Here is an 18,991-nt window from a genome sequence, read left to right as displayed (position 1 = left end):
ACATGCTTGCCGATCCCCTGCTGCTGACGGCTGGCCAATGGCTCGGCATCGCCGGTGGGGTGCTGGCCGTGCTCACGGTGGTGGGCTTTGTGGCCCGCTGGGGCATCCGCTTCCGCCTGGTGGGCGTCACAAGTTTCACGGTGCTGCTGTCGGTCTCCTGCCTGGCCTTCGCCATCAGCTACTCACCCCGGGCCCAGGTGGTGGGAGCCGTGAGCGTGCCGGTGGTGTACGACAACGGCAGCGATCTGGTGATCGCTGCCGCACCGGCCAACATGGAGCCAGAGGCTTTCCAGCCCAGTGTGGAACAGGTGGCTCTCAACCTGCGGGGCAGCGGCCGCAAGACCGACGACGACCTGGTGCATGTGCGGCTCCGCCGGGTGGAGCCCGCCGGTGCCGGCAGCGATCGACCCGTGATCCTGGCCGAGGCCATCCGCGATCTGCGTGACGGCAGCGTCACCCTGGTGCCCTGAGCGCCGCTCGCCTCTACCCGCTGCCGAGCCATTTCCGCAAGGAACAGGCTGCGCTTGAGGCTGCCGGCATCACCAGCTGGGAGCAGTTGGCTCTGCAGACGGATACCCAACTGCGCTTGCTCTGCCGCAGCGGCGGTGCCCTGGAACGGCAGCTGATCAAATTGCGGGGCCAGGCCCGGCTGGTGGTGCAGGTGGGCCTGGAACCTGAGGAGGCGGCCCTGCTGCTCTACGCCGGCATCGCCAGCTGCAAGGGGCTGGCGGAGGCCTCACCCCAGCAACTGCTCACCCAGCTGGGACGCCTGGAACGCTCCCTATTGGGCATGGCGCCCGCGCGGGTGACAGCCGCCACCCTCAGGCGCTGGATTGGGCAGGCCCAGGCGGCGTCCAGTCGCTCCGGGAACTGACCCACACCCGCCGTGGGCGGCATGCCGCCACCACTGAAATGGAATCACTCCCTCCCGGCAGGCCACCCGGCCCGCCCCGCCGTGACCCATCGCCTGTCCCGCAGCCTGCCCATGGCAGCGGCTCTGCTGGCCAGCCTGGCGGCTGCTCCCGCTCTGGCCAACTCCTCGCTGCTGGAGTCCGTGAAGCAGAACCCCCAGCGGGCTAAGGCCCTGTGCACCGAGCTGCGCGCCCTGAATGCCCAGGGCCTCTCCTACACCTCGCCCCAGGCTGTGGCCCAGCTGGCTGCTCGCCAGGGCCTGAGCACCACGGACGCGGAGATCCTCAGCACCTACGTGGTGGGTCTGCACTGCCCGGACGTGCGCTGAGGTGCCGCAGGGCATCGCCAACATTGGCGTGAGCGACGCGCGGTTCACCACCCGCGACGGCACGACCTTGGTGAGTCGGGTGTGGCGCCCCAGCGGCCCCGGGGCCTGGCCCACCCTGCTGATGCGTCAGCCCTACGGCCGGGCGATTGCTTCCACGGTGACCTATGCCCATCCCCACTGGTACGCGAGCCATGGCTACGCCGTGGTGGTTCAGGACGTGCGAGGCCGGGGCTGCTCGGAAGGCCAGTTCGGGGGCTTCGCCCAGGAGGGTACCGATGGTGCTGAAACCCTGGGCTGGTTGCGCAGCCAGAGCTGGTGCAATGGCCGAGTCGGCACCTACGGATTTTCCTATCAGGGCCTGAGCCAACTGCTCAGCAACGATCCAAGCCAGCTGCCCGATGCCCTGGCACCCGCCATGGCCGGCTTGGATGAACGGCGCCACTGGGCCAGTAGCGGCGACGCCCACTGGTGGGCCCTCGGCCTGGGCTGGGCCCTGCAACTGGCGGCGGAAAGCTGCCGGCGGCAAGCCAACACCAATGGTTGGCAGGCGATCCGTTCCAGCCTGGCCAGCGGGGCTTTTCTGACGGATGGGCTAAGCCTGCTGCGGCAACACGATCCCCGTGGCATGGGCCTGGCCTGGCTGCAGCGGGATCCCGCCGATCCAGTGGGCTGGACCCAACACGAGCCCCTGGGTGCGATCTGGAGCCGGCCCATGCTGCAGATCGGCGGCTGGCACGACCCCTACCTGGATGGAGTGCTGGAGCTCTGGCACCGAGCCCACCAGGGCAACAGCGACCAGCGCCTGCGCATCGGCGCCTGGACCCACCTGAACTGGCAGGGCGGCATTGACAGGCTGCAGCTGGCCTTCTTCGATCGCCACCTCAAGGGCTGCGAGACGCCCCGGCATGACAAGGCCAAACCCCCAGGTGAACTGATGGCCGACCTGGGCACAGGCCAGTGGTGCGCCCGCTCCCCCCGGGTGAGCAGCGGCCAGCACTGGGGCCTGGTGAGCGACGGCCTGGCCGCCATCGATGCCAGCGAAGGGGTGCTAGGGACCGGACCCAGCCGCGGCACAGTGGTGCTGGTGCACGACCCCTGGAGACCCCTACCCGGCAGAGGCGGCCACCTAGGCCTCGATGCCGGCGTGGTGGACCGGGCCGACCTGGACAACCGCGCCGATGTGGCCTGCTTCAGCTCAGCCCCGTTCGGCAAGGCCACTGAAGTGTTGGGCCGGCCACTGTTGGAGCTGCCGGTCTGCGCCGATCAACCGGGCTTTGATCTCTGTGTGGCCCTCTCCGTGCTCAACAGCCGGGGGGAGGTTCGGCAGGTAAGTACGGGAGTGGCCCGCTTCCTCGGGGCCAGCTGCCTAACCCTGCAGACCAGGCGGGTGGCCTTACAACCACTGCTGCTCACCGTGCAACCCGGCGAACGGCTGCGTCTCTCCGTAGGAGCTGCCGCCTGGCCCCAGATCGCGGTGAACCCTGGCACCGGAGCGATGCCCCAGGGCCCCAGCGGTATGGACCATCGCGTGATCGGCCTAGAACTGCATCTGGCGGGCGCGCAGCTCGGCATCCACCCAATGGTTACGGCAAACTGAGCCGACTTCCAACGAGCTCCAGTGATGCTGCGCTCCCTGAGCCCCACCCTCGCTGCCCTATCGCTGGTGGCAGGCATGGCATCCCTGGCTCCCATCCTTCATCTCACGCCCCCTGCCGCCGCCCAAAGTGCCAACGGCACACCTGCTGCGCCTGCCCTGAGCGTCGAGCAGGCCCGGGCCGCGGCGACGCGCATCCTGGAAACCATCAAACGCGGCGACGCCAATGCCCGCTTCGCTCAGTTCGCGCCAGAGCGCCAAGCGATCACCAGCCCCTCGATGATCGCGGCCACGATGCGCAGCCAGCCCAAGCTGCTGAGCTATGAGCTGCTGAGCGTGCGCAGCGGCTTGAACAGCAGCACGGTGGAGGCCGAGATCCGAACGGCCGCCGGCGATCGCGTTGTGTTTATGGTTCTGAACCCTCAAGGGAAGATCACCCGCTACTACATCGACCGCACCGACGACGACACCAGCAAGGTGGCTCGGCAGTTCGTAGAAGCCGTGAGCACCGGGAACTTCATCACCGCCAACAGCTTCCTGAGCCCTGATTTTCAAAAGGAGATCCCCCCGGAAGCCCTCCAGCGCAAATGGCTGGGACTACAGCGGATCACTGGCAACTTCGTCCGCGTCGGACGGGCAGTCGAATCAGGCGAAAGCACCCCAGACACCCGCCTGGTGCTGGTGAACGTGGAATTCAACCGCCTCACAGACAACCTGTTCGTGATCCTCAACGGTTCCAATCAGATCACCGGTGTTGACTTCCCCGAAGAGCCTGCGCAACCGCAACCGGTTCGCTGAGGTTCAGCGGCAGCCGGACCTGAGCTCCAAGGGAAAAGCGGCCTAAGCTCCCAGCCACGCTTTTGCGCTCAAACCTGTGCTGGCTCAGCTCAACTGGATGGTGGACGATGCCCAGCGCCTGGCGGAGTGTCGCCACGACCACCCCTTTGCGGTGCTGGGTCCTCAGCCCCAGGAGAACGGCAACTGGGTGGTGCGGGTGTGGATGCCCGAGGCGGAACGGGTTGAACTGCTCACCGGCGGCAATGCCATAGCCACGAGCTGCCCGCACCACCCCTGGATCTTTGAGGCGGAGCTGCCCGGCGATCCCGGCAGCGTCTACCAGGTGCGGGTGCTGCGTGGCGGCATCGAGCACGTGAGCCACGACCCCTGGGCCTTCCGCGAGGAGTGGATGGGCGAAATGGATCGCCATCTGTTCGCCGAAGGCAACCACCACCACATCTGGGAGCGCATGGGCGCCCATGTGGTGAGTCTCCATGGGGTATCCGGCGTGATGTTCTGCCTGTGGGCACCGAACGCGCGCAGCGTGTCGGTGCTCGGCAATTTCAACGGCTGGGATGGCCGCCATCACCCCATGCAGTCCCGCCTAGGGGGGTGCTGGGAACTGTTCGTGCCCGGCCTGAAGCCCGGCGAGATCTACAAATATGAAATCCGCACCCAAGCGGGCCACTGCTATCAAAAAGCCGACCCTTACGGCTTCCGCCACGAGGTGCGTCCCAACAACGGCTCCATCATTGAACCCCTGGCGGGTTACCACTGGGGCGACAGCGCCTGGATGCAGGAGCGGGACAGCCGCAACCCCCTCGACCAGCCGATCGCGGTGTACGAGATGCACCTGGGTAGCTGGATGCACGCCAGTGCCTATCAGCCCTACATCGAAGCCGATGGCACGCCACGTGCGCCTGTGCCAGCGGCCGATCTCAAGCCCGGTGCCCGCCTGCTCACCTATCCCGAGCTCGCCGATCGGGTGATCCCCTATGTGAAGGCCCGCGGGTTCACCCACATCGAACTGATGCCCATCTCGGAGCATCCCTTTGATGGCTCTTGGGGGTATCAGGTAACGGGGTGGTACGCGCCCACCAGCCGGTTCGGCACACCGGATGAATTCCGCGCCTTTGTGGATCGCTGCCACGCCGAAGGCATCGGCGTGATCCTCGACTGGGTGCCCGGCCACTTCCCCAAGGATGCCCATGGCCTGGCCTTCTTCGATGGCGCCCACCTCTACGAGCACGCCGACCCCCGCATCGGCGAGCACAAGGAATGGGGCACGCTGATCTTCAACTACAGCCGCAACGAGGTGCGCAACTTCCTGGTTGCCAACCTCGTGTACTGGTTTGAGCAGTTCCACATCGACGGCATCCGGGTGGACGCGGTGGCCTCGATGCTCTACCGCGACTATCTGCGGCCCGATGGCGAATGGATTGCCAATGAGCACGGCGGCCGTGAGAACACCGAGGCGGTGCGCTTCCTACAGCAGGCCAATCATGTGCTGTTCCAGCACTTCCCAGGAGCCCTCTCGATCGCGGAGGAATCCACCACCTGGCCGATGGTGACCCAGCCCACCGAGATCGGCGGCCTGGGCTTCAACCTCAAGTGGAACATGGGCTGGATGCACGACATGCTCGATTACTTCGAGCTCGATCCCTGGTTCCGCCAGTTCCACCAGAACAATGTGACGTTCTCGATCTGGTACGCCTACACCGAGAACTTCATGCTCGCCCTCAGCCACGATGAAGTGGTGCACGGCAAGAGCAACCTGCTCCACAAGATGCCAGGCGATGACTGGCAGAAATTCGCCAACGTGCGGGCCCTGCTGGCCTACATGTGGACCCACCCCGGCAAGAAAACCATCTTCATGGGGATGGAGTTCGGCCAGCGCGGCGAATGGAATGTGTGGGGTGATCTGGAATGGGACCTGCTCCAGCACACCCCCCACCAGGGCCTGCAGCGTCTGGTGGACGACCTCAACAGCTTCTACAAGTCGGAGCGGGCCCTCTGGGGCGACGACTTCAGCGAGTACGGCTTCCAGTGGATTGATTGCAACGACAACCGCCACTCGGTGATCAGCTTCATGCGGCGGGAGAGCACCACGGGCCGCTGGCTGGTGGTGGTGGCCAACTTCACCCCCCAGAGCCACGCCCATTACCGGGTGGGGGTGCCGATGGCGGGCTACTACAGCGAGGTGTTCAACACTGATGCTGAGCGCTATGGCGGCAGCAATCTGGGGAACCTGGGCGGCAAGTTCAGCGACACCTGGGGCATCCACGGCTACGAGAACTCCCTCGACCTCTGCCTGCCTCCCCTCTCCGTGCTCGTGTTCCAGCGGGATGAGAAGCGCAGCCAGGAGCTGGATCAGGAGGTCTGTGACGAAGCAATGGAGACCGCCAGTTGGAGCGCCACGATGGGGGGGCTGCTCGGGTAAGTTCGCGGCTCGCGCCGAACTCACCCCATGACCGGAACCGCCCCCCTGCTGCTGCGCGCCGCCCGAGGTGAGCAGGTGGAGCGGCCCCCGGTGTGGATGATGCGTCAGGCCGGCCGCTACATGAAGGTGTATCGCGACCTGCGCGATCGCCACCCCGGCTTCCGGGAACGCTCGGAGAACCCCGATCTCTCTTACGAGATCTCGATGCAGCCCTTCCACGCCTTCAAGCCCGATGGCGTGATCCTGTTCTCCGACATCCTCACGCCCCTGCCGGGCATGGGGATCAACTTCGACATCATCGAAAGCAAGGGCCCGATCATCCAGGACCCGATCCGCAACCTGGCCCAGGTGGAGGCGCTGCGGCCCCTGCAACCGGCCGAGACCATGCCGTTCGTGGGCGAGGTGCTCACCCGCCTGCGCAGCGCCGTGGGCAATGAGGCCGCCGTGCTGGGTTTCGTGGGCGCCCCCTGGACCCTGGCCGCCTACGTGGTGGAAGGCAAGAGCTCCAAGAACTACGCCGTGATCAAGGCGATGGCCTTCCAGGAGCCCGCGCTTCTGCACCGGCTGCTGGATCACTTCGCTGAATCGATCGCCACCTACCTGCGTTACCAGATCGACTCCGGTGCCCAGGTGGTTCAAATGTTCGATTCCTGGGCCGGTCAACTCAGCCCCGCCGACTACGACACCTTCGCGGCGCCGTACCAGAAGAAGGTGGTGGATCTCGTAAAGCAGACCCACCCCGATACGCCCTTCATCCTCTACATCTCGGGTAGCGCCGGGGTGATTGAGCGGATGGCCCGCACCGGTGTCGACATCGTGTCGCTCGACTGGACTGTTGACATGGCCGAGGGCCTGGCCCGCCTGCCCGAGCATGTGGGTGTGCAGGGCAACGTGGACCCCGGCCTGCTGTTCGGCACCCCCGAAGCGATCCAGGCCCGCATCGACGACACCGTGCGCAAGGCCCGCGGCCGCAAGCACATCCTCAACCTCGGCCACGGCATCCTGCCCGGCACCCCTGAGGAGAACGGCCGCGCCTTCTTTGAAGCCGGCAAGAGTGTGATGGAGCGCATCGGAGCGGCCGCTTGAGCAGCGCTCCTGCCCGCATCCTGATCACGGGGGCCTCGGGCTGCGTTGGCCAGCACATCGCGGAGCAGCTGTATCGGGAAACCGATGCGGAACTGCTCCTCTGGCTGCGGGATCCCGGCAAGCTCACGGCCGTTCCTGCCAACGATCCGCGCATCACGCTGCTGGTGGGCGACCTTCGGGATGTGGCCCCACAGCAGGACCTGATCGCCTCCGCCAGCCGGATCATCCACACCGCCACGGCCTGGGGAGATCCGGAGCGAGCCCGCCAGGTGAACGTGGTGGCCGTGAAGGAGATGCTCGCCGCCGCCGACCCGGCGGTGCTCGAGCAAGTGATCTATTTCTCCACCGCCAGCATCCTCAGCCGCGATTTGGAGATCCTGCCGGAGGCCATGGCTTACGGCACCGAATACATCCAGACCAAGGCCCAGTGCCTGCAGCAACTGGAGCAACACCCCCTGGCGGAGCGAATCGTTGCCGTGTTTCCCACCCTGGTCTTTGGCGGGAATGTGAATGGCAGCGGCCCCTTCCCCACCAGCTACCTCACCGCCGGCCTCAAGGAAGGGGCCCGCTGGCTGTGGCTGGCCAAGTGGCTGCGGGCCGAGGCCACGTTCCACTACATCCACGCCGCCGATATTGCGCGGGTGTGCGTGCACTTGGCCACCCAGCCCCACCAGGCCAACCCTGAGCCGGGCCAGGGTGCCGTGCGTCGGCTGGTGCTAGGGCAACCGCCGGTGAGTGTGAATCACACGGTGCAGCGCCTCTGCCGTTGGCGGCGCAGTTGGTACCCCCCCATGGGGGTGGATCTCCAGGGCTGGCTGATCGAGGGCCTGATCAAGCTGCTGCGCATCGAGGTGAATGCCTGGGATCGCTTCTCGATCCGCCAGCGCCACTTCGTGCACCAGCCCGTGAGCCCGCCGGAACGGTTCGGCCTGGTGAGCCATGCCCCAACCCTGGAGGCCGTGTTTGAAGATGCAGGCCTGCCCCAGCGAGGCAGGCTCTGAATTGTTGCGAACCTCTTCAGCAACCACGACGCAGGTGGGTGCGGCCCCTTACCTTGATCGGGTTGAACGAGCACCCATGCGCCGTCTTCTTTCCCTGATCGCTCTTTGTCTGACGCTGGTGCTGGGCGCTTCCCCCAGCTTCGCCGCTGATGCCGACCACGGCGCCCAAATTTTCAGCGCCAACTGCGCGGCCTGCCACATGGGTGGCGGCAACGTGGTGAACGCCGAGCGCACCCTCAAGAAAGATGCCCTCGAGGCCTATCTGGCCAACTACAGCACTGGCCATGAAGAGGCCATCCAGTACCAAGTCACCAACGGCAAGAACGCCATGCCCGCCTTCGGCGGCAAGCTGAGCGCCGGCGACATTGCCGACGTGGCGGCTTACGTGGAGTCCATGTCTCAGAAGGGCTGGGCCTGAATCCCAGCTGCGGTTGGCCTTCACCCAGCCCACACTCTTGCCGCCCCAACAGGGGCGGTTTTTTTTGTCCTGATGATTGATGGGCTGGAGCTGCCCAAAGGCAGGGGTCGGCGTCATGGTGGGGCTCCCCGCGGAGAGTCCATGAGCCGCCACGAGCTCCTGCGCTTGATCAAGGATGCCAAGCAGCTTGATGGCCTGAGCCGCCAACTGCATCGCTGTGCCAGCTGGCAGGAGTTGGGCCGCACGGCCCAACAACTGGGCTATGGAATCTCAGCGGAGGATCTCAGCACCGTTGAGCAGCAATCCAAGGCCGCAGACTTTCTGCGCGAAGCCCGGCTGCGCCCGATCGCAAGGCTCAGCTGAGTTCGCGTCGCCGCGCCAACACCGCCAGGTAGAGCTCCTCCGGCACCTCGCGGATGTCGTACTCACTGGGCAGCACCCCGTGGGCATGGCGATGCACGACCAACCAGCAGTTGCGCTCGGCATCCCGGCTGGTGGCATCGAAGCCAAACGACTCTTCGGCCAGTTGGTTCACCAGCGCCGTGGCCGTCTCGTCAGTCATCCGCCACACTGGGCCCATCACGATGTGGGCCATCATGCCGACCCCTGCCAGCTTCCGCGTGCGCACCGCCTGGACTGGCGGGCTGCTGCTGGCGCTGGGGCTGGGGCTGGCACCAAGCCGTGCATGGGCTCAGCTGGGTCCTACACCTGACGCGATCAATTGGCAACAACGCAGTCTCGGAGCCAGATGCCCCTTGATTGTGAAACCGTCGGCAACGGCCTTTCAACCGTTGCGGATCAAGCCCTCGGAGGTGGCGGCCAAGAACAAGTCGGGCTGTCTGTCGGCAGGGGATGCGATCTACGGACCTGATGGTTGCCCCCTGCGGTTGTGTGGTGGAGAACAAGGCGTGATCCCCCTGCCTCGGCGTGACAGCACTCTCCCGCAGGGATCTCCCCAGCTCCCGGCTCCCTAGGCCGACTCAGACCTGCTGAGCAGCGATCAACCCGCCGACAAGCGCCCATTAGCCGAAACCTCGCCACACTGAAGGGGCTACCTCCCTCATCGGCCAAGTCATGAAGCAACCGCATCACGGCTTACGCGGCGCGTGCGGCTTGGCCGCGGGCGTTGCCACAGCGACCGCGCTGTTCAGCGGCCTGCCCATGCTGGCCCAGGTGAGTGACGCCAACGTCCGCGCTGTGAATCTGGCTCGGAACTGGGCGATCACCACGAACGGGGGCTTGTCGGTGTACGTGCCAGCAAGCTGCATGTTTAAAACCGCCGATGGCGGTGGCTCGTGCCTCGTGCAAAGCAATAGCCAGGGCTTTTTCTTCCGATTCCGGGGAGGAGCCCCCGGCTGGCAGCAACTGGGCACAGCGGCCACGCGAGAAACCGATGTTCAGATCTCGCCCGATGGACGCACCGTCGTGAATGTCTCTTACAACGGCAGGCCACGCTGACGGCAATCCGGCGAACTCTGGCGGTGTTCCTCACTTCAGGAGAGAGGACCGAATCGGGCCGTTCGGTTCTCCTGACCGCTCATCCCAACCAGCCCCCATACGGTTTCTGCACCCAGTTACCACGCCATGCATCCCACAGCTGAGCTGTTCACCGAGAAGGCCTGGGGCGCCATCGTGGCGGCCCAGCAGTTGGCGCAACAGAAGCGCCAGCAGCACATGGACACCAACCATCTCGTCGCGGCCCTACTGAGCCAGCAGGGGCTGGCGGGTCGGATTCTCGAGAAGGCAGGGGTGGATGTCGGCACTCTGCTGCAGAAGGTGGAGGCCTACACCGCCGCGCAGCCGAGCCTGAGCAGTACGCCCGAGAACGTGTACCTCGGCAAAGACCTCAATGCCTGCCTGGATCAGGCCAACACCCTCAAGGGCGAGTTCGGCGACAGCTACATCTCCATTGAGCATCTGTTGCTGGCCCTGGCCAGCGACGGCCGCTGCGGCAAACAACTGCTCTCGCAGTGCGGCGTGGACGCCGCGAAACTGCGGCAGGCGATCGAAGCTGTGCGAGGCAGCCAAACCGTGACCGACCAAAACCCCGAAGGCACCTACGAATCCCTGGAGAAGTACGGCCGCGACCTCACGGCCGCAGCCCGGGAGGGCAAGCTCGATCCGGTGATCGGCCGCGATGAGGAGATCCGCCGCACAATCCAGATCCTCAGCCGCCGCACCAAAAACAACCCGGTGCTGATCGGCGAGCCCGGCGTGGGCAAAACCGCCATCGTGGAGGGTCTGGCCCAGCGCATCGTGAATGGCGATGTGCCCCAGGCGTTGCAGAACCGTCAGCTGGTGTCGCTCGACATGGGCGCCCTGATCGCCGGTGCGAAGTACCGCGGCGAGTTCGAGGAGCGGCTCAAGGCCGTGCTCAAGGAGGTGACCTCCTCCGAGGGGCAGATCGTGCTGTTCATCGATGAAATCCACACCGTGGTGGGGGCCGGCGCCAGCGGCGGCGCCATGGATGCCAGCAACCTGCTCAAGCCGATGTTGGCCAGAGGCGAACTGCGCTGCATCGGCGCCACCACCCTCGATGAGCACCGCCAGCACATCGAGAAGGATCCGGCCCTGGAGCGTCGCTTCCAGCAGGTGTTCGTGGATCAACCCTCGGTGGAGGACACCATCTCAATCCTGCGGGGCCTCAAGGAGCGCTACGAGGTGCACCACGGCGTGCGCATCGCCGACAACGCCCTGGTAGCGGCGGCGGTGCTGAGCAGCCGCTACATCGCCGATCGCTTCTTGCCCGACAAGGCCATTGACCTGGTGGATGAATCAGCGGCACGCCTGAAGATGGAGATCACCTCCAAACCTGAGCAGATCGACGAGCTCGATCGGCGCATCCTGCAGCTGGAGATGGAGAAGCTGTCCCTGGGGCGCGAATCCGATGCCGCCAGCCGGGATCGCCTCGAGCGCCTGGAGAAGGAACTGGCCGACCTGAGCGAGCAGCAAAGCACCCTCAACGCCCAATGGCAACAGGAGAAGGGCTCGATTGATGAGCTCGGCGCGATCAAGGAGGAGATCGAACAGGTGCAGCTGCAGGTGGAGCAGGCCAAGCGCAACTACGACCTCAACAAGGCCGCCGAACTCGAATACGGCACCCTGGCTGAGTTGCACAAAAAACTAGCGGCCAAAGAAGAGGCACTCAATGCCAGCGGTAGCGAGAAGACCTTGCTGCGTGAGGAAGTCACCGAAGACGACATCGCCGAGGTGATCGCCAAGTGGACCGGCATCCCGGTGGCCAAGCTGGTACAGAGCGAGATGGACAAACTCCTCCACCTCGAGGATGAACTGCACACCCGGGTGATCGGCCAGGCCCAAGCCGTCACGGCGGTGGCCGATGCCATCCAGCGCTCCCGCGCCGGCCTGAGCGATCCCAACCGACCCATCGCCAGCTTCCTGTTCCTCGGCCCCACCGGCGTGGGCAAAACCGAGCTCTCCAAGGCCCTGGCCAGCCAGCTGTTCGATGCCGAGGAATCGATGGTGCGCATCGACATGAGCGAATACATGGAGAAGCACGCCGTGAGCCGCCTGATCGGCGCCCCTCCGGGCTACGTGGGCTACGAGGAAGGCGGCCAACTCACCGAAGCGGTGCGGCGCCGGCCCTATGCGGTGATCTTGTTCGACGAGGTGGAAAAGGCCCACCCCGATGTGTTCAACGTGATGCTGCAGATCCTCGATGACGGCCGCGTGACGGATGGCCAGGGCCGCACGGTGGACTTCACCAACACCGTACTGATCCTCACCAGCAACATCGGCAGCGCCTCCATCCTCGATCTGGCCGGCGATCCGGCTCGCCACGGCGAGATGGAAGCGCGGGTGAACGAGGCCCTGCGGGGCCACTTCCGCCCCGAGTTCCTGAACCGCCTGGATGAAACGATCATCTTCCACAGCCTCAAGCAGGAGGAACTGCGCGAGATCGTGGAACTGCAGGTGCAGCGGCTGGCCAAGCGCTTGGCGGACAAGAAGCTGGAACTACAGCTCAATGCCGATGCCCTGGATTGGTTAGCCGGTGTGGGCTACGACCCGGTGTATGGCGCCCGGCCGCTCAAGCGGGCCATCCAGCGTGAACTGGAAACCCCGATCGCCAAAGGCATCCTGGCTGGGACGTTCACCGCGGGCCACACCATCAGCGTGGATGTGGACAGCGCTGGCGAGAAGCCCAACCTACGGTTCCAGCAGTGCGAACCAGCCAAGCTGCCGGTGTTGGTCTAAACCAACAGCTGGTTAGAGCAGCCGATCAATCCGGCGGGCAAGCTCCACATCCAGGTTTGAAAGTCCGCCGGTGTCGTGGGTGGTGAGTGCAATCACCACCCGATTCCAGACGTTGCTCCACTCCGGGTGGTGACCCATGGACTCGGCCACAAGGGCCACCCTGGCCATGAAGCCGAAGGCCTCAACGAAGTCAACAAAACGGAGCTCCCGCTGCAGCTTGCCGTTCACCAAGCTCCAGAACGGCAGCTCACTGGACAGAGACGTGATCTGTGCGGCGTTCAGGGGAACGGCGGTCATGGCGAGGGGAACGTCAACCGAAGTGGTCATGCTGGCGCAGCGCTCCATCGCGAGTGTCGAGGGCTAGATCGTGCAGCCGATCAATCAGGAGATCCATCTCCGTATCGGCCTCATCTTCATGACCAAGGGCGTGGCGCCGCTGGACCTCTCCAGCCAGACGCTCAGCATTGCGCCGCGCTAACAGGGCGGCCGCCCCCCCGACCGCGGAGGGGGCCTGCCGAGCGGGTGACTGCCCAGCCAACACCCCATCCCGCAGCTCCAGGACGATGCCCCGCAGCTCCCGCAATTCCCGGCGGAGCGCCGTCAGATCCGCCTGCAGAGCGGCCACAGGGTCGGCAGTGGGAGACATGGTGGAATCGGCTAGCGCCCCCATCTCACCACGGGGATGCCCCATGGAAACAAGGACCCAAGCGCCAGGGCCGACCATCACCTCCATCACCAAGCAGGTGGAGCGTCAACATCCTGGTGCTACCAGCAGTGCGAAGCTCCCAGAAATCAATCGCCTGCCAGATGCCCAGGAGCTGAAACTGGTGGCCGTGATGTACCGTCCTGGCGCCAAGTCCGCCATGGTCCACACCGACAACGCTCCTGATTGGCACTTGTGCTCAATCACTTGATTGACGATCGATCACTGCAAGTGGATGACGTCTCCCTTGCATGCCACCCGTACAAGCGATCAGCGAGAGGCACAACAGTCGGCTGACCATTGGCGTTGTGGCTCAAATTGACTAGCGGCGAGAGCCGGACGGGAAATAGCCTCTCTGATCCAGGCGGAGAAGCAGTTCCAACCCAAACGGTCGGACATCACGGTGACGGAACCCTTCTCGCGATCGGCACGGGCGAGATAGGGTCGTGTTGTCCGTAGATACACACTGCCTGAGGCAAGTGGAACACAGACCAAAGGCTCGATATCTACAAGTTGGTACCCCGAGGCCGTCAACAAAATGTTCTTCCGGTTGAGATCCCCGTGAACAAGCCCGGAAGCCCAGGCTTGCTCGAGAGCATCCTGCAATTGTTCCAGATAAGGCAGCATTGCCGTACCAGTGCGATGGGGCAAACGACGACAGCATTCCTGAATAACCTCAACGGTCAGCCCCGATGAGGACAGCTGCACCGCTCCGACCTCGAGGCGAGGAACCACTGGGGAGTCACGACTAAAATCCACCCAGCGCGAAAGACGATCCAGGGCAGTCTCTCTTTCCCGGGCATGGGGGTAGTGGTATCGCTTCAGAATCCGTTGGCCCTGCCGCTGCAGAGAGACCTGAATGGCCTCCTGCAGCAGTCGAGGGGACTGGGGCGACTCAGGGCTTTGCCGGTTCAAGCCCGAGCCCTTCCCAGACGGTACCTTCCAGGGAACGGTGGGTGTAGGTGTAGCCACCGCCAGAGAAGCCGCAGTTCATGATGCCCGTCTCGAATTCACCATGGTCATAGCCTTGGAGGATACAGACGTGCTCATTATCCATCAGCGGCAGACATTGGATCAGTTCCAGATCCAGATCAACGGCTGCACTGAACTCGCAGCCCAGACTTCCCTTAATATAGGTTGTCTGGGCCGGAGCGCAGAAGTTGAATTCGATATCTGCTGTGGCAACGGAGAACAGTAGACGATCACGCCATACTCCTGTCTCGCTAATCGCCTCCAAGAGAGTAGTCAGAGCTATCCACTCATTCCCATCCAGACGGAAGCGGACATCCTCCTCCTCTACACTTCCCGAGGCGAAGGACTGCCCACCACAGTAATGAAGGGAAGCGAAGAGTTCTGGTGAATCTGAGGGGCGCACCAGAACCTTCACCAGTCCGGGATCCTCCACACCGAGAATGCAGATATTCGCCAGGAGCTGCTGGCCGAAACGACTGAACGTTTCGACCACCTCTTCGGCCCAAGTCTCTTCCTCCTCGATGCGTGAGCGCAGTTCGTCCAAGTCGGCGACCTCATCGATGTCTTCAGGCTGCTCGATCTCCTCAAACAGACCGTAGTCTCCGCAGACCCCCAGAGGGGTATGCACCAGCACCCCAATCGCTTCGGGTGCAGCGACTGGTAATTGCCAGGTCAATTCCAGCAGTTCATCTTCAGAAGCTTCAACAAACTCAACAGAACCCTGTCCCGCCTTACAGCACAGTTCGAAACCCTCAACGTGGTCATATTCCCAAGGACGACGCACGTTGTCATCGTATTCATCCTGGTAATCCAGTTCACCCTCGTCGTAGGCCGGGAAGAAATGCTCGGCGATGGCCTTGAGATCCTTGATCTTGCTGGCATCTTGGCGCTTCCAGTCCCGGTCTTTGGGGTCCCGATAAATGGTGTATTCCTTGCCATCCAGAAAGACAGTCCCTTCGTCTGCACCTGTGGGAGGAATGAAGTAACGCTTGTCTTTACCCGAATCACCAATTTCGGTCTGTTCGGAATGGTGATGCACCGCACTCAGGAAAGAAGTCGTGGCTGGGTGTTCCCCATAGCCGTTCTCCACTTCATCCTGAAGAGTGCCGACGAAGTAGGGCACCAGGGTAGGGGACAGGATGAGTTCGGACCACTCGCAGCCCCCCGCAACTCCCTTGAGTCGCACCACCTTGTCATCAAGCGTGTAATCGTAAAAATGCGACTCCCCCTCGTAGCCTTCAAGAGCCCAGACGGTGATCTTACCGATTGCGAACAGCGATCGTACGAATTCAGGACAGCCATCGGCCTTGAGAATGGCCAGCTGAGCGGCACCGCTCATCCGACTGAGGAAGCCGGGGTCCTCCACCAGCAGGAGATCGAATACTGGGTTGCGGAGCACCTCATTCGGGTAGTCCTCCGCCAGCGTCAGGAGTTCCTCTAGGGGCGTCTCTGGGTTCAGCGCCTGTGCGCGGAGATCGGGTGTGGTTGCATCAGATGACATGACTCAGATCTCAAGAAAAGGTGAACAACAAACGGGGCGGATAAAGCTGGAGGCAGTTCAGGGGGGATGGCCCCGCAGTCGCACCACCTCACCAAACGGGAATTCTGAGGAATCCAAACCGCCGGGGATCACAACCCAGAGCACCGGAAGTTCTGGCTCGGTTTCGGGGAAAGAGCCATAGCCATCGGTGAGGTAAATGCATACTGCCTCCTGATGGCGACTCCAGGTATCAACCACAGCGCGGAAGAAGGGACAGAAATTGGTTCCGCCACCCCCTTCCGGCATGGGAATCTCCGAATCGACATCCAGCGAGTAGGGACCGTAGCAGTCGGCATCTGCATACCAAAGCTGACAGCGCAGCATCGGGTAGGCCGAGAGAATGCCGAGCAATTCGCCCATGAATAGTCCAAGTTCTTCTGTACCCACCGAGCCACTTGTATCGATGCAGCAAAACACCTCAACGCTTTCACCTTCCAGCCAGTCGAGGTAAAGACCCTTGTAGAAGAAGCGCCGGTCGAAGCCACAATAATTGTTGGGAGTATGGACTAGGTAGCGCCAGAGCTGGTTTCGCCAATCCAGTTCCGGCTCAGCCACAGCCAGCAGATGACGACTGATGCCGATCGGCAAATCGCCGCGGGACTGGCTGCGGGCCATAACGTGGGCCTGCTGAATCGCCTGCTTCCAGTGAGCCTCCAAAGCCTGGCGCGCATGCAGCCCCATCAGCTCATCACCGCTACCGGCTGCCTGGGCTCCTCTGCCTGCAAGAGCATCGACATCTCCCTGGCCACTCGTCTCGGCGGGTCCCCCGGCAAGCAGATCTGACAAGGGCAGCGTGATTGTCTCGCCCCGCTGGTGCAGAAGCTCGTAAATTTCTTCGGCGCTCAGATGCTCCAAGTCGGGCCGATGAACCGCTCCAGCTGGCACCTGGGTGTTGCCGTCGGCAACGATCATGCCGTTCACCACGATATCGGCCGCGATGTTGAAGCGTTCAAGCTCGCGAGTCCCCCGACGGATGGGGTGCATCAGCGCAGCATGCAGCAGTTCGTGCAGGAACAGGCCATCCCGCTCGGCGGGCGTCAGAGCCTGAAAGGCATCCGGATTGAAGTAGAGGGTGCGGCCATCGGTGGCTGCGATCGCCACCGCCTCGGTAAACCGGATCTCGGCGAAGAGGGCCAGCGCAGCAAAGAACGGGGCATGGATCCGCAAGCGCAGCCGCGTGGCACTGATCAGCGCATCGAACCCGCCATGTCCTCCTGTCATTGACGGAGGAGCTCCCGGTAATCCCGTAAAAACTGCTGGAGCTGAGGCTCCTTTGCCACGCGTTGGGCCAGCGCCCCCAGCTGACCCTTGCGCCGCATCTGGCCGATCAGGTCACTGGCGAACAGCTGGACCCACTCAGCTGGCGCAGCCTCAACCAGCCACTCGAAGGCGCGGAGTCCCTGATCGGCGTCCGAGGCCCGCAGCGTCAGCCCCAGGGTGGTGGCGTAGCGGCTCGAGGGTTCCTCGGGGAAGGGGATGCCCGCACCTTTACCTCCCAGAATCCGCTCCAGATTCGGGAGATGGTCATAGATCCTGAGATAAGCCCGGAACTCGGAGGCCGCAGCTTCGCCAACCGCCGAGTCGACGTCCAGTCCCGCCAGATGCAGTCGGCTGGCCATCTCCCAGCTGCGCGGCGAGGGCCAGGCTGGTTCCTTGAGACTGATCTGGTGCAGGAGCCCTGACCGGAAGGAGAGAAAGGCCAGCACTGGCTCCGCCAGCCCCCGATTGAGGGCATAGGCCTTGAAGCTGTCGAAGTCCGCTCCGACACTGAGGTGCAGGAAGCGGTTGGCCAGGGGCGCCGGCATTTCGAACACTGAGGCCCGGTCCTCCTTGCGATTTCCGGCCGCCCAGATGAACCAGCCATCGGGACCTCGTAGCTGCCGACACGCCGGTCGAGGATCAGCTGCTGGGCCACTCCCTGCATCGCTGGGGGAGCCATGTTCAACTCATCGAGGAAGAGAATGCCACGCCCTTCCCGCGGCAAAAATTCCGGCGGGTACCAGGCGGATATGCCGCTCTGGGGGTTGGTCTTGCTGGCGGGAATGGCTACGGGCAGCCCACGCAAGTCCGTGGGTGCCAGCTGGCTGAGGCGCACATCAATGAAGGCCAGGTTCGAGGCCTCGGCTACCTGGGCGACGATGCTGGATTTACCAATTCCCGGCGGGCCCCAGATCATTGGGCTGAGAAGCATCTGATGGTCGACCAGCCGCCTTAGGTAGGCCATCAGGTCGGCGGGCTTGAGCGTCATGGAGGTCCGAGGCGGATGGGTCAGCGTTGATGTGCAGCCATCAGCTGCGGGTGCTTGCGGTGGTGATGACGTCAGGGTGTAGTGGTCGCCATCGAGCTGGTTGCGGCGGTTCAGCATGAGCTCCGCCGGCGCATCCTCGAAGGCCGGCAGGCGATCGAGGTAGTCCCGCAGCACGTCACTGCGGAAGCAGCGCGCAAACAAGTTCCAGCGGGTGGCCTGGGCCTCGTCCTGCCGCTGAGGAAGGCCAGCGGCAATACGGGGATAGCCCTGCTGTTCTGGCGTGTACTGGGCGATGTAGGCATCGATGTCGCCCATCGCCGTGGTCACGTCCTGAAGGCCGAGCTTCACGGTCCACTGCCGCGAGCTTTCCTCGCGCTCATGGGCGTAGGTGGGGCCGCCGGAGCCCCAGCCCACCTGTTGCCACTCCTGGCGCGGCGGCACTGGAACCGGCTGCTCGGCCAGCTGCTCGAACCGGGACTTGAGCAGCGCCAGACCCTCCGGCCCAAGCGCCTGCTTCAGCTGCCCAATCACCCCGTCGAAGACCCCATAGCCGTTGTCACAGAAGGCCTCGAACACCTGCTCCGCCAACGTGGCGGGGTCAAGCGGTGCCGCCTCGGTGAGCCGGCCCAGCTCCAGCAGCAGCTCCGCCAGTCGCTCGGGCCCCAGGGCAATCAGGGTCTGGCTGGTCAGGGCGGGGGAACGGGGCACCGGCAGGGAGCCACGGAACGACGCCCCAGGAGAGGGCCCCGATTCTGCC

Annotated in this window: 18 protein-coding genes; 12 read left to right on the top strand and 6 right to left on the bottom strand. The window is 64.0% G+C overall.

Annotated elements, in window-relative coordinates; genetic code table 11:
- Positions 1-2 precede the first annotated feature (2 nt).
- The 10 genes from KBZ14_RS03550 (at position 3) to KBZ14_RS03505 (ending at position 8,919) form a co-directional block, all read left to right on the top strand.
- Positions 3-470 (top strand): DUF2518 family protein, encoded by a 468-nt coding sequence (locus KBZ14_RS03550; RefSeq protein ID WP_255116929.1) that lies wholly within the window; start codon positions 3-5, stop codon positions 468-470.
- Positions 467-874, top strand: coding sequence for a DUF4332 domain-containing protein (locus tag KBZ14_RS03545; protein WP_255117065.1), 408 nt, complete (start codon positions 467-469; stop codon positions 872-874). Before KBZ14_RS03550 ends, KBZ14_RS03545 begins: the two co-directional genes overlap by 4 nt.
- Before the next feature lie 111 nt (positions 875-985).
- A complete protein-coding gene (locus KBZ14_RS03540) occupies positions 986-1,240 on the top strand; it encodes a DUF8664 family protein (RefSeq protein WP_255117064.1) in 255 nt (84 codons plus the stop codon).
- A gap of 1 nt (position 1,241) precedes the next feature.
- Positions 1,242-2,837, top strand: coding sequence for a CocE/NonD family hydrolase (locus tag KBZ14_RS03535; protein ID WP_255116928.1), 1,596 nt, complete (start codon positions 1,242-1,244; stop codon positions 2,835-2,837).
- A gap of 24 nt (positions 2,838-2,861) precedes the next feature.
- Positions 2,862-3,632 (top strand): DUF3887 domain-containing protein, encoded by a 771-nt coding sequence (locus KBZ14_RS03530; RefSeq protein WP_255116927.1) that lies wholly within the window; start codon positions 2,862-2,864, stop codon positions 3,630-3,632.
- Between the two features lie 97 nt (positions 3,633-3,729).
- Entirely contained in the window at positions 3,730-6,051 is a 2,322-nt protein-coding gene (gene glgB, locus KBZ14_RS03525) for a 1,4-alpha-glucan branching protein GlgB (RefSeq protein ID WP_255117063.1), read from the top strand.
- 27 nt (positions 6,052-6,078) lie between these two features.
- A complete protein-coding gene (gene hemE / locus KBZ14_RS03520) occupies positions 6,079-7,137 on the top strand; it encodes a uroporphyrinogen decarboxylase (protein ID WP_255116926.1) in 1,059 nt (352 codons plus the stop codon).
- On the top strand, positions 7,134-8,138 hold the full coding sequence (locus KBZ14_RS03515) for an NAD-dependent epimerase/dehydratase family protein (RefSeq protein ID WP_255116925.1): 1,005 nt from the start codon (positions 7,134-7,136) through the stop codon (positions 8,136-8,138). Before hemE ends, KBZ14_RS03515 begins: the two co-directional genes overlap by 4 nt.
- A gap of 76 nt (positions 8,139-8,214) precedes the next feature.
- Positions 8,215-8,556, top strand: coding sequence for a c-type cytochrome (locus KBZ14_RS03510; protein ID WP_255116924.1), 342 nt, complete (start codon positions 8,215-8,217; stop codon positions 8,554-8,556).
- 141 nt (positions 8,557-8,697) lie between these two features.
- Entirely contained in the window at positions 8,698-8,919 is a 222-nt protein-coding gene (locus tag KBZ14_RS03505; RefSeq protein ID WP_255116923.1) for a Nif11 family protein, read from the top strand.
- Here the strand turns inward: KBZ14_RS03505 and KBZ14_RS03500 are convergent.
- The gene (locus KBZ14_RS03500; protein WP_255116922.1) at positions 8,912-9,118 is read right to left on the bottom strand and encodes a DUF8662 family protein; all 207 of its coding nucleotides are present in this window, start codon (positions 9,116-9,118) and stop codon (positions 8,912-8,914) included. The genes KBZ14_RS03505 and KBZ14_RS03500 overlap by 8 nt on opposite strands.
- A 512-nt stretch (positions 9,119-9,630) precedes the next feature.
- Between KBZ14_RS03500 and KBZ14_RS03495 the strand changes: the two genes are divergently transcribed.
- Both KBZ14_RS03495 and clpB read left to right on the top strand, forming a co-directional pair.
- Complete coding sequence (locus tag KBZ14_RS03495) at positions 9,631-10,014, top strand: hypothetical protein (RefSeq protein ID WP_255116921.1); 384 nt, start codon at positions 9,631-9,633, stop codon at positions 10,012-10,014.
- Positions 10,015-10,140: 126 nt separating this feature from the next.
- Positions 10,141-12,771, top strand: coding sequence for an ATP-dependent chaperone ClpB (clpB, locus tag KBZ14_RS03490; protein ID WP_255116920.1), 2,631 nt, complete (start codon positions 10,141-10,143; stop codon positions 12,769-12,771).
- A gap of 12 nt (positions 12,772-12,783) precedes the next feature.
- On the opposite strand, the gene KBZ14_RS03485 is transcribed toward clpB, so the two are convergent.
- From KBZ14_RS03485 to KBZ14_RS15810, 5 genes are all read right to left on the bottom strand, one after another.
- Positions 12,784-13,068, bottom strand: a complete 285-nt coding sequence (locus KBZ14_RS03485) for a 4a-hydroxytetrahydrobiopterin dehydratase (RefSeq protein ID WP_255116919.1) — start codon at positions 13,066-13,068, stop codon at positions 12,784-12,786.
- A 13-nt stretch (positions 13,069-13,081) separates the two neighbouring features.
- A complete protein-coding gene (locus KBZ14_RS03480; protein WP_255116918.1) occupies positions 13,082-13,417 on the bottom strand; it encodes a hypothetical protein in 336 nt (111 codons plus the stop codon).
- A gap of 952 nt (positions 13,418-14,369) precedes the next feature.
- On the bottom strand, positions 14,370-15,947 hold the full coding sequence (locus tag KBZ14_RS03475; protein ID WP_255116917.1) for a hypothetical protein: 1,578 nt from the start codon (positions 15,945-15,947) through the stop codon (positions 14,370-14,372).
- A 57-nt stretch (positions 15,948-16,004) separates the two neighbouring features.
- Positions 16,005-17,207, bottom strand: coding sequence for a vWA domain-containing protein (locus KBZ14_RS03470; protein WP_255116916.1), 1,203 nt, complete (start codon positions 17,205-17,207; stop codon positions 16,005-16,007).
- Positions 17,208-17,412: 205 nt separating this feature from the next.
- Positions 17,413-18,942: a DUF6880 family protein gene (locus KBZ14_RS15810; protein WP_255116915.1), complete on the bottom strand. Its 1,530-nt coding sequence runs from the start codon at positions 18,940-18,942 to the stop codon at positions 17,413-17,415.
- Positions 18,943-18,991 lie beyond the last annotated feature (49 nt).

Origin of the sequence: Synechococcus sp. HJ21-Hayes, from assembly GCF_024345835.1 — a bacterium.
In the GTDB taxonomy this organism is placed as follows: Bacteria; Cyanobacteriota; Cyanobacteriia; order PCC-6307; family Cyanobiaceae; genus Vulcanococcus.
Note: the sequence above shows the minus strand (reverse complement) of the source record. Positions and strands in the feature narration are given on the sequence as shown.

What these genes read in the sequence shown, in the direction of transcription:
- KBZ14_RS03550 (WP_255116929.1), top strand. Translation starts at nt 3, where the DNA reads ATGCTTGCCGATCCCCTGCTGCTGACGGCTGGCCAATGGCTCGGCATC.
- KBZ14_RS03540 (WP_255117064.1), top strand. Translation starts at nt 986, where the DNA reads ATGGCAGCGGCTCTGCTGGCCAGCCTGGCGGCTGCTCCCGCTCTGGCC.
- KBZ14_RS03530 (WP_255116927.1), top strand. Translation starts at nt 2,862, where the DNA reads ATGCTGCGCTCCCTGAGCCCCACCCTCGCTGCCCTATCGCTGGTGGCA.
- glgB (WP_255117063.1), top strand. Translation starts at nt 3,730, where the DNA reads ATGGTGGACGATGCCCAGCGCCTGGCGGAGTGTCGCCACGACCACCCC.
- hemE (WP_255116926.1), top strand. Translation starts at nt 6,079, where the DNA reads ATGACCGGAACCGCCCCCCTGCTGCTGCGCGCCGCCCGAGGTGAGCAG.
- KBZ14_RS03510 (WP_255116924.1), top strand. Translation starts at nt 8,215, where the DNA reads ATGCGCCGTCTTCTTTCCCTGATCGCTCTTTGTCTGACGCTGGTGCTG.
- KBZ14_RS03505 (WP_255116923.1), top strand. Translation starts at nt 8,698, where the DNA reads ATGAGCCGCCACGAGCTCCTGCGCTTGATCAAGGATGCCAAGCAGCTT.
- KBZ14_RS03500 (WP_255116922.1), bottom strand. Translation starts at nt 9,118, where the DNA reads ATGACTGACGAGACGGCCACGGCGCTGGTGAACCAACTGGCCGAAGAG.
- KBZ14_RS03495 (WP_255116921.1), top strand. Translation starts at nt 9,631, where the DNA reads ATGAAGCAACCGCATCACGGCTTACGCGGCGCGTGCGGCTTGGCCGCG.
- clpB (WP_255116920.1), top strand. Translation starts at nt 10,141, where the DNA reads ATGCATCCCACAGCTGAGCTGTTCACCGAGAAGGCCTGGGGCGCCATC.
- KBZ14_RS03485 (WP_255116919.1), bottom strand. Translation starts at nt 13,068, where the DNA reads ATGACCGCCGTTCCCCTGAACGCCGCACAGATCACGTCTCTGTCCAGT.
- KBZ14_RS03480 (WP_255116918.1), bottom strand. Translation starts at nt 13,417, where the DNA reads ATGTCTCCCACTGCCGACCCTGTGGCCGCTCTGCAGGCGGATCTGACG.
- KBZ14_RS03475 (WP_255116917.1), bottom strand. Translation starts at nt 15,947, where the DNA reads ATGTCATCTGATGCAACCACACCCGATCTCCGCGCACAGGCGCTGAAC.
- KBZ14_RS03470 (WP_255116916.1), bottom strand. Translation starts at nt 17,207, where the DNA reads ATGACAGGAGGACATGGCGGGTTCGATGCGCTGATCAGTGCCACGCGG.